This is a genomic window from Legionella tunisiensis, assembly GCF_000308315.1.
Taxonomy (GTDB): Bacteria; Pseudomonadota; Gammaproteobacteria; order Legionellales; family Legionellaceae; genus Tatlockia; species Tatlockia tunisiensis.
Genome location: NZ_CALJ01000139.1, coordinates 1 through 8,918, shown reverse-complemented (window position 1 = coordinate 8,918; position 8,918 = coordinate 1). Strand labels below are relative to the sequence as shown.

Sequence of the window (8,918 nt, the reverse complement as noted above, 5' to 3'; positions counted from 1 at the left end):
GAGGGAATTACATAACTCATTGATTTTACAATGCCGTTGCGCGGAATCGAACCGCGGACCTATTGATTACGAATTAGTGAATTATGGGTTTCAACCAATTAGACACTTTTTGAAATTCTTTTAATATCCCTTTGTTTACTTGATGTTAAAGCATTATTACGTTATAAGTTCTATTAATGAATTTTAAATAATTGTGCGACACAAGTGCGACACAGTTGCGACACATTCAAAACCAATCGTAAAAGTTAATTATGAAAATAAACAAAACAAACGTAGAAAACCTCCCCCTTCCCCAAGCAACAGAAGAAGGAAAAACAGCACAAAAAAGATATTACGATAACAATCTAAAGGGATTTGGCATACGTGTTACTTCGGGAGGGGCAAAAGCATTTTTCGTTGAAAAATTCATCAATAAAAAACGCTGTCGCATTACTTTAGGGCACTACCCGGAATTGACTGCTGAAATGGCAAAAAACAAAGCCCTGCACCTTCTGGGGCAAATCGCTATGGGAATCGATCCGGTTGCCGAGAAAAAAGCAGCAACAGTGCGAGACATTACCCTCAATCAAGTCTTTAAAGACTACATTAAAACCAGAAAAAACTTAAAACCAAAAACCATAGAGAACTACAAGCAAATCCTGGATAAAGGCTTCACCAGTTGGAAAAGCAAACCCATTCTATTTATTACCAGAGATCGCATCGCCAAATACCATGAGAAGCTAGGCCATGAACACGGAGAAGCATACGCCAATCTAGCCATGAGAGTCCTAAGAGCCTTATTCAACTTTGCAGCAGGCCAGTATGAAGACAATAGCGGCCACTCTCTTTTCATTGATAACCCAGTAAAGCGCCTGTCTCAAACACGTGCCTGGTATCGCATTGAAAGACGGAAAACCTACATAAAATCTCATGAGCTAGCGGCATGGTATGCAGGTTTACAGCAAATCCAAAATGAAACCTTACGCGATTATTTGCTATTAATCTTATTAACTGGTTTACGCCGGCAAGAAGCAGCCACCCTAAAATGGTCTGACCTCGATTTAAAAGCGAAAACATTTACTATCAATAAAACCAAAAACAATGAATCACATACCCTTCCCCTTTCTGACTTTCTTTATGATCTGCTGAGTACCAGAAAAGAAAAGCAATTAACGACTATGTTTTCCCGGGACCAGGAGCCGCAGGCCATATTATAGAGCCACGCAAGCAGATGGCACATGTGACAAAAAATTCGGGTGTTCATTTCACAGTACATGATTTGAGACGCACTTTTATCACCATTGCAGAAAGTCTGGATATCCCCGCTTATGCCTTAAAGCGTTTAATGAATCATAAGATGAGCAATGATGTGACTGCTGGGTACATTATTGTTGATGCTGAACGACTTCGAAAACCTATGCAGCTTATTACAGATTATATTTTAAAATGCATGGGTGTAATAAAATCAGCTGATGTTATTGCCATCCAACCTACAAAAACGGAGCTTTTGAAATGAGTATGCCCGAAATACCTGAATTGCTTACAGCGATTCGTTCTATACTAAATCAAGCACGAACCCAGCTACAGCAGACTGTTAATCATACTATGGTACAGACTTATTGGAATGTGGGGCGTTTAATTGTTGAGCATGAACAAAAGGGCAAAAATAGAGCTGATTATGGTCAACAGCAAATTAAGGTATTATCCGAACAGTTACGCAAAGAGTTTGGTAAGGGATTTAACGAGCGTAATCTTCGACGCATGAGGAGTTTTTATCTCTTATATCCAATTTGGCCGACAGTGTCCGCCAAATTGAGTTGGTCTCATTATTGTGAGTTGTTACGTGTAGAAAACCAAAAAGCTCGCGAATGGTACATGAGAGAAGCAATAGATCATGCTTGGAGTGTCAGAGCATTAGATCGTCAGATCGATAAGTTGTATTATGAGCGCTTATTATCAAGTAAAGAGAAACAACCTGTCATTGATGAAGCAAATGCTCATATTGAACCTTTAAAAACAATCCTAAGAATTATTTACGTGATCCTTATATTCTGGAATTTTTGAATTTACCTTACACTTCAACATTGGAGAGTAATCTAGAACAAGCTCTAATCAATAATCTTCAACAGTTTTTACTAGAACTTGGAAAAGGCTTTGCATTTGTAGGACGTCAGCAACGAATTGCTACAGAAGATCAAGATTTTTACATCGATTTGGTATTCTACAACTATAAACTTAAATGCTTCCTACTTATTGACTTAAAAATAGGTAAACTCACTCATCAAGATGTTGGGCAAATGGATACCTATGTAAGAATTTATGATCAACATCGCAAGGATTCTGACGACAACCCTACCATCGGTTTAATTTTATGTAGCGAGAAAAGTGAGGCTGTTGCTAAATATTCGGTGTTAACTGAAAGCAAACAACTCTTTGCTTCTAAGTACTTGCATTATTTGCCTACGGAAGAAGAGCTTCGATCTGAACTGGAGCGTGAGCGTGCTATTTTAAATAACTTGCCCGATAGGGAATAGAGGTAAAATTAACGAAAACATAGGATTATATGCCGTCAAAGACTGAAAATCCTCGTGTCGACAGTTCGATTCTGCCTCTGGCCACCATTAAAATCAATGAGTTACGTTGACGTAATGTGGCGCATTCTAGCTCCAAGTGCGACAATCATTTTTATATTGCTGTATAAACACTTCCTTGGGCATTTTATACCCCAAACATTTTCTTGGACATAGGTTCATTTTATCAGCCAGTAAATCAAGCTCTTTTTGTGTTATCTGATCAATAATAGTAGTACTGGGCAAATATCGTCTTAGCCTCCCATTCATATTTTCATTCGTGCCTTTTTGCCAAGGCGAATGAGTTTCACAGTAGTAGACCTGACACTTCATTGTGCTTTCAAGATGTCGGTAATCAGCAAACTCAGTACCTTGATCAAAAGTGATTGTTTTACACATTTTTTGAGGTAATTTTTCAAATTTGTCACCTATTTTTCCCATGACCTCTTTTGAATGCTTGCTATTATTCTTGATAAGAAAAACCATCCTAGACTTACGCTCAACCAATGTTGTTACAACCTGTTTTTTGTTGCCGGTAAATTGAACCGTATCGCCCTCCCAGTGACCAAAACGTGTTCTGAGATTAATATCAACAGGTCTTTCTGTAATTAATCGCATATCACCAAAACGACATTGATGCTTTTTTCTCGCATAGCGTTTGCGTCTTTTAGGTTGTTTGTAAGGTAAACAGTGATATAACTCTTTATCTTTTGATTTGTAAACATACTGATAGATAGTTTCTGGACAAACGTAAATAGTCAGCTTTTGATATTTCATCCGACCTGAAATTTGTTCTGGACTCCAACCTTTCTTCACTGCTCTGACAACATAGTCACGCAAATACCCATTGCGGTTCAGTTTACTCATTCGACCATTAAAGGCTCTAGAGTTTGCTTTTTCGTGAGCCACACCTGGTAAATATTTGCCAAAGTCTTTATTGCGATTTACCTCCCTATAAACTGTCGAACGATGTCTTGATAGCTTCTGTGATATTGTTTTTATTGAATATCCCATTTCGAGATAGGTAGATAATCGTTGTCGCTCATTCATTGATAAATGAGTATAATTGCTCATGCGGCAAACTCCTTTGCTTGTTTATTCAAGTTTTCGAACAACAGGAATATACAGCATGTTTGTTTGTCGCACTTTCAGTTAGAATTGGCCTGTAGACAGTTATTGTGCCTGTTCAATCTTACGAACGTGATAAACATGGTTTTTTGTATTTGGAACATCGAACTCTACTCTATCTCCATCACTCAGAATTTCATGGCTAGTGTGATAGAGAAGATTCTCATTTTTCTTTAAGTCACCTATGTGGGCAAAATAGTCCTGGCCATCATCGCCCCTTATGTTATATGCATTAGGGTCTGGACTACCCCGATGGCTGGTAATTATTCCTTTCATTTCTATCTCCTTATAAAAATGAATAAGTATTTTCTGTATAATTTTAGACCAAATTATTAATAATAGCTTAATTCCTCAGCAATTAAATGATATCAAAAGTATGCTGGCTATTAGCCCCAAAAACTCTTTGATGCATTTTAAATAAGTATTGATCCGTCATTCCACTAATATAATCCGCAATCACCCTCATGTAACTTTCAGTATTATTATCAAATTCTTTAATTTGCTCATATTGGATTAAAGGAAGCAAGTCCGGATTAACCCATAGAGCATCAAATAACTGCATAATTACAACCATACCTCCATGTATAATAGATTTGACATGTTGAGTCTCAATCATCTTATTCCGTACTATTTTTTTAATTGCTTAATGAAGTCTTTTAATCTTTCATTTTCAAAATCTACGTAATATTTTAAGATTGGTTCTGAAAAATCAGTTCTAATAAAAATATCCGTATTTATTATTGCTTTATGAACCAATGCACTTATAATTTTTTCTTTTGTCCAAATCGCTGGATAAAAGTTGACTAGGATAGTCTTTCCACTCTAATCGAGATATAAATTTTTGATTACAAAAGAACTCTTCTAAGTCTTCTTTTTTAATTTGATTAAAAAAATTGCATCTTCTAAATCATGTATACTGTAGGAAATATCATCCGCGACATCCATAATACTACAATCAAAACTTTTATATTTTGACTGATTATGTTCGTTATCCCCATTTATTAAATTTGATTGGAAGTTTTCTCTATCTGACTGGGATAAACCTTCTAGTATTTTAGTAACAATATCTTCATCCATATCATAATAACATTTAGGCGGCGCCCAATTTTCTCTGTTTATTAGATATTTTGAAGCTTGTTTATCCGAAACTCGGCGATCATACTCAATCGGATATGCCTTATTATTTACCAATCTTGAATAACTGACAGGATATTTAAGGGTACCTAATAATGTTCTCAATGTTAAATTGAGAGGTGATACTTTGGTTATTAACCTTAGCGTTTGTGCATTACCTTCAAATCCACCCCATTTATGCATTTTATAATTAAGGGCATTTTCTCCTCCATGTCCTAAGGGTGGATGGCCTATATCATGGAGTAATCCTATTGTAAAAAGTAAACTTTCTATATCATTTTTATCTTGCTGCTCAAAAAGCGGGTTAAAGATTCATCACCAGATTTATGACGTCGCCTTTCTTGAATGTTACAATAGATACTCTTAGCAATTGATGCTACTTCAATTGAGTGCGTTAATCGATTTCTATGAAAATCTGACTCTGTGCCGCTTACTACTTGGATTTTTCCTTGAAGCCGTCTAAAGGAATATGAATGTACAACCTTACATCTATCTTTCTCATATTCTGACCTATGATCTAATTCTTTTGCTTTACTCTTTATAATTCTCTCTGCGTACCAATCAACATTTTCCATAATTTTATGGCCTCAGATTTTAATCTCACCTGTGCAATTATAGTACACCAATTGGTAATGAATTTGTTCCATATAAGAATTCACTATAGTATGACTTGTGGCAAAAAAATTACATTGCAAAGCAATGTATATTGAGCCCTTAAGAGCCCTTAAAGTGCGTCTATCAAAAAAATTTCTGATATTTAGCTAGGAAGTCCCAAATTAAATTGAGGAGTTATTTGTTTAGTGTAGAATTCTTTCCATTTCAAATCTTGTACAGGAAGGCGGGAAATAAATGGAAGAACCTAGACAACATCCAGTTCCTACAAATGCAACAATGAAAGAATTATATGCTAATGCATATAGTTGTGCATTTCCTAAATGTAACCGCCCCTTATATAAAATTGATGATGAAAATGGGGTTCGTACACTGAACTCAAATGTTTCTCATATCTGTGCCCGTAGTGAGGGCGGTCCACGTTGGGATGAAATTCAATCACAAGCTGAGAATAGATCTGTTAATAATCTCCTAATCCTTTGTTTAGAACACGCAAAAGAAATTGATGATCCCAAGAAAGTGTCTCAATATCCAGTCGAAAAATTGCGCGAGTGGAAAGAGAAACAACTTGCAGATTTTGATTCACTCGGCCGGCAAGGATGGACACTAAGGGATGAGGATGCAGAAAAATTAAGCAATCATTTTAAGCAAGTTATTGACCTTGGTGGTAAAGGGGGATCCGCTCCAGGTGCGGGTGGTGGCGGGGGAGGTGTTCTAGGCAGTTACTATTCTAAGGGTGGCGATGGAGGCAAAGGAGGAGACTTAATAACTTTGACAGGTGTTGATGCAACTGCACCTGGAGCAGGTGGTGGTGGGGCAGGAGCTTTAGGTGATGGTGCGATAGCTGCTGGTGGTGGAGAAGGGGGTGAGCTTATTAGAAAAACCGTAAATCTTAGGAATTTCCATCATATTGAATTTGAAATTGGTGAAGGGGGTAAAAGTGGTCAAGATGGAGGAGACACGATAGTAAAATTTGTCAGCCATGATAATCAAATCATTGATACACTACGGGCCAAAGGAGGAAGAGCTGGTGCACCGGGTTTCCACGGTGATCTTACCGGTTTTGAAAGAGTACTTACAAAAGAAGAGTTTGAAGCTGGTGCAAAAAATTTCAACAATTTTGTTAGCGGAAATAATACACCCCTGTAAAGATGGTTTAATTAATTTACTCAGTGCTTGCTGGGATTTATATAAAGTCCCCAATCTCCCCTTCTCAATACCACTACAATTGTTATTGGTTTTTCTTTTTCAACCCTTAACGTTCCCAGTGTTATTAATTGCAAGATAAGAATTAAAAATCCTGACGGAGATATTCTGATTGAAGAGCCAGTTAAGTTCGAGAGAGTAGATGTTAACCAGCATAAAATGTTGCTTACTCGATTTTTTACCATCGAAGCAACAAAATATGGTATCTGGACTATAGATGTGGTTAGTGGGCATATATTATTAGCTTCTCAATTGATAACTGTCACTACTCATGTGAGCTAATGTCAAAAATGAATAATTAAGGGACCTTGTATTCAGCAATCGGAAATCAAGCCCTGCACTATCGATTCTCTAAGATTGTCAGAAATTACTCAATAAGTAATCTTGAGAAATCAAAACAACAACATACAGAGCTATAGTTAACCAATTAAACTCGAATAATTTTTTATGATATATATTTCATAATATTCCTTATGATCTGGATGAAAGTGGTCACTGATTTGATTTGTTGCGATGCTATTAATTTCCCAAATTATATTCCACTCATCAATTAGTTGGTCTTTTAAATTTTTCTCAGAGAGAGGTATCTGCCCAGAAGGATAAAGATAATCTAAATTTATACTATATACTGCTGCCTTGTTGTCATAAAAAATTACTCTGGGACGCAAATAGTGCTTTTCATAAATATCAAGGCCGGTTGGCAATTTAACATTAGCTACTGAATTAATAATATCTTCTACATTAGAAAGAGAGGGATACAAACACTCAGTTCTAGATTCCATATAAAAAAATATCCTTTGAAATTCGCAGCCCATAGAGAGGGTTTTAGAGCATTATAAATTTCCCATTCTGAATTTTTTTGCTTTCCGGAAAAAATAATTTTATTAAAGATAACGTTTCTGGGGTATTTAAACGCTTTGTTAGCTCAATAGAATCCCATACTTTTATAACTATATTTTGGTTTTTTCTATATCTTGTAGGCGACTTACTAAAGATGCTGAGGGATGCGTTGAACATATTAAGAGAAATCCGTTAGCATTAGCCGCCATGCAATCATCGACAATATTAGGAATATCGTCCCGACCTACAGCTTTTCCAGACTTAGCATTATGCTTACAATTTACTAGCCATGTTCTTTTAAATGGAGCTAAAACACCGCTCACAGTTTCTTGAAGTATTAAATCCTTTCCGGAGTCTTGTCCCACCCCAGTCCAATGAACATCAAAATTATATCTTATTAACAGCTCTCTACAAAGCTGCTCAAATATAGTTCCATCTTTCAATTCAGAAAAATCTATCATGTTTGACCGACTCCATCTGTGTAATACCATTTTTTAAGTTCAAAGGAACCAAGCTCTGATGAAACGCAGCAGCATAATCAAATTTATCTAAATCCTTCTCGTCTGCCTAATTATTCATTTTATTATTATGACATATCCGGAGGTGCTCTAAAAATTTAACTCATTTGATGCAAAAACCAGTGAACAGTTGGAGAAGAATGTAATAGAAGTTCTTCATGGCTGCCTCCCACTTTCCATCATGTTAAGCTAAAAAAATATCACTCAGTTACATCTTATATAGATTTAATTATTGATTTTTTTTGCTATCAGCTGACTCATCTCTAGTGGAAATTTCCTTTTCTAAGGAGTGTATCTGCTCTAATAAAATTTTTTGAATTTTTCAATATCATTTAATTCAGAATTTACTTTATCAATATAATTCTGATATGCCTCTGCTTTATTAAGTTCTCTCTTTAAATCTGTTTTTAGAGTATTGAGCTTATCAATTGCTTCACCTTTTATGCTAATACCCCCCTTCCATGCATCCTTCCTACTAGATAAAAAATTTTTAATATCATTATACTGCGCCCATGATTGTACGAAAGTTATATCATTTGCGAATTCGCCCAAAATTGTTGCTATTGCAGCCTGTTCGTCCTCTGGACAACATATTATTTTAATATCACTATAATCAAACTTAAAACCTTCAGGATCCCTGCTTCTCCATTCCCGCTCCCAAGTAAATCCTTGTTTTTCTTCAGCCTCACCTAATGGAAAAATTAAGGGCATAATTACCTCAAGTAGCTCTTTAATACAAAACTTATCTCCTTCTTCAAGACTTTCATCTATCTCATCGTATATTTTTTCATTTTACTAATAAGTAAATTATCGACATACACTACTGGCCTAACTTTTTTTGAACTAATTTCTCCTTAGAAAATCCTATTCCAAACCGTTGATCCAACTCCCATCGATTAAACTTGATATATCTGAAAGCATCAATTGCAAA

At 35.9% G+C, this 8,918-nt stretch carries 11 protein-coding genes and 2 pseudogenes; 4 read left to right on the top strand and 9 right to left on the bottom strand.

Annotated elements, in window-relative coordinates; translation table 11 throughout:
* The first annotated feature begins 251 nt into the window (after positions 1–251).
* The 3 genes and pseudogenes from BN58_RS09130 to BN58_RS33605 all read left to right on the top strand — a co-directional run bounded on the left by BN58_RS09130 (position 252) and on the right by BN58_RS33605 (position 2,513).
* A pseudogene (locus BN58_RS09130) lies at positions 252–1,495 on the top strand (tyrosine-type recombinase/integrase).
* Complete coding sequence (locus tag BN58_RS33610) at positions 1,492–2,043, top strand: DUF1016 N-terminal domain-containing protein (protein WP_232220481.1); 552 nt, start codon at positions 1,492–1,494, stop codon at positions 2,041–2,043. Before BN58_RS09130 ends, BN58_RS33610 begins: the two are co-directional and overlap by 4 nt.
* The gene (locus BN58_RS33605) at positions 2,040–2,513 is read left to right on the top strand and encodes a PDDEXK nuclease domain-containing protein (RefSeq protein WP_232220480.1); all 474 of its coding nucleotides are present in this window, start codon (positions 2,040–2,042) and stop codon (positions 2,511–2,513) included. The genes BN58_RS33610 and BN58_RS33605 overlap by 4 nt, the downstream gene beginning before the upstream one ends.
* Before the next feature lie 126 nt (positions 2,514–2,639).
* Here the strand turns inward: BN58_RS33605 and BN58_RS09115 are convergent, their stop codons facing one another.
* The 6 genes and pseudogenes from BN58_RS09115 to BN58_RS33590 all read right to left on the bottom strand — a co-directional run bounded on the left by BN58_RS09115 (position 2,640) and on the right by BN58_RS33590 (position 5,386).
* A complete protein-coding gene (locus BN58_RS09115; RefSeq protein ID WP_019216554.1) occupies positions 2,640–3,623 on the bottom strand; it encodes an IS30 family transposase in 984 nt (327 codons plus the stop codon).
* A gap of 99 nt (positions 3,624–3,722) precedes the next feature.
* Complete coding sequence (locus BN58_RS09110; protein WP_019216553.1) at positions 3,723–3,953, bottom strand: hypothetical protein; 231 nt, start codon at positions 3,951–3,953, stop codon at positions 3,723–3,725.
* 82 nt (positions 3,954–4,035) lie between these two features.
* The gene (locus BN58_RS33600; RefSeq protein ID WP_019216552.1) at positions 4,036–4,293 is read right to left on the bottom strand and encodes a hypothetical protein; all 258 of its coding nucleotides are present in this window, start codon (positions 4,291–4,293) and stop codon (positions 4,036–4,038) included.
* Between the two features lie 245 nt (positions 4,294–4,538).
* Positions 4,539–4,994 (bottom strand): hypothetical protein, encoded by a 456-nt coding sequence (locus tag BN58_RS33595; protein ID WP_019216551.1) that lies wholly within the window; start codon positions 4,992–4,994, stop codon positions 4,539–4,541.
* Positions 4,995–5,000: 6 nt separating this feature from the next.
* Positions 5,001–5,045, bottom strand: a pseudogene (locus BN58_RS36960) (hypothetical protein); the annotation flags it as partial.
* Between the two features lie 35 nt (positions 5,046–5,080).
* Complete coding sequence (locus BN58_RS33590; RefSeq protein WP_019216550.1) at positions 5,081–5,386, bottom strand: hypothetical protein; 306 nt, start codon at positions 5,384–5,386, stop codon at positions 5,081–5,083.
* 274 nt (positions 5,387–5,660) lie between these two features.
* Between BN58_RS33590 and BN58_RS28350 the strand changes: the two genes are divergently transcribed.
* Positions 5,661–6,572, top strand: coding sequence for a hypothetical protein (locus BN58_RS28350; protein WP_019216549.1), 912 nt, complete (start codon positions 5,661–5,663; stop codon positions 6,570–6,572).
* A gap of 476 nt (positions 6,573–7,048) precedes the next feature.
* On the opposite strand, the gene BN58_RS09085 is transcribed toward BN58_RS28350, so the two are convergent.
* From BN58_RS09085 to BN58_RS09075, 3 genes are all read right to left on the bottom strand, one after another.
* Complete coding sequence (locus tag BN58_RS09085) at positions 7,049–7,411, bottom strand: hypothetical protein (protein WP_019216548.1); 363 nt, start codon at positions 7,409–7,411, stop codon at positions 7,049–7,051.
* A 168-nt stretch (positions 7,412–7,579) separates the two neighbouring features.
* Positions 7,580–7,930: a restriction endonuclease gene (locus BN58_RS09080; RefSeq protein WP_019216547.1), complete on the bottom strand. Its 351-nt coding sequence runs from the start codon at positions 7,928–7,930 to the stop codon at positions 7,580–7,582.
* A 357-nt stretch (positions 7,931–8,287) separates the two neighbouring features.
* Positions 8,288–8,698, bottom strand: a complete 411-nt coding sequence (locus BN58_RS09075) for a hypothetical protein (protein WP_019216546.1) — start codon at positions 8,696–8,698, stop codon at positions 8,288–8,290.
* Positions 8,699–8,918: the final 220 nt, after the last annotated feature.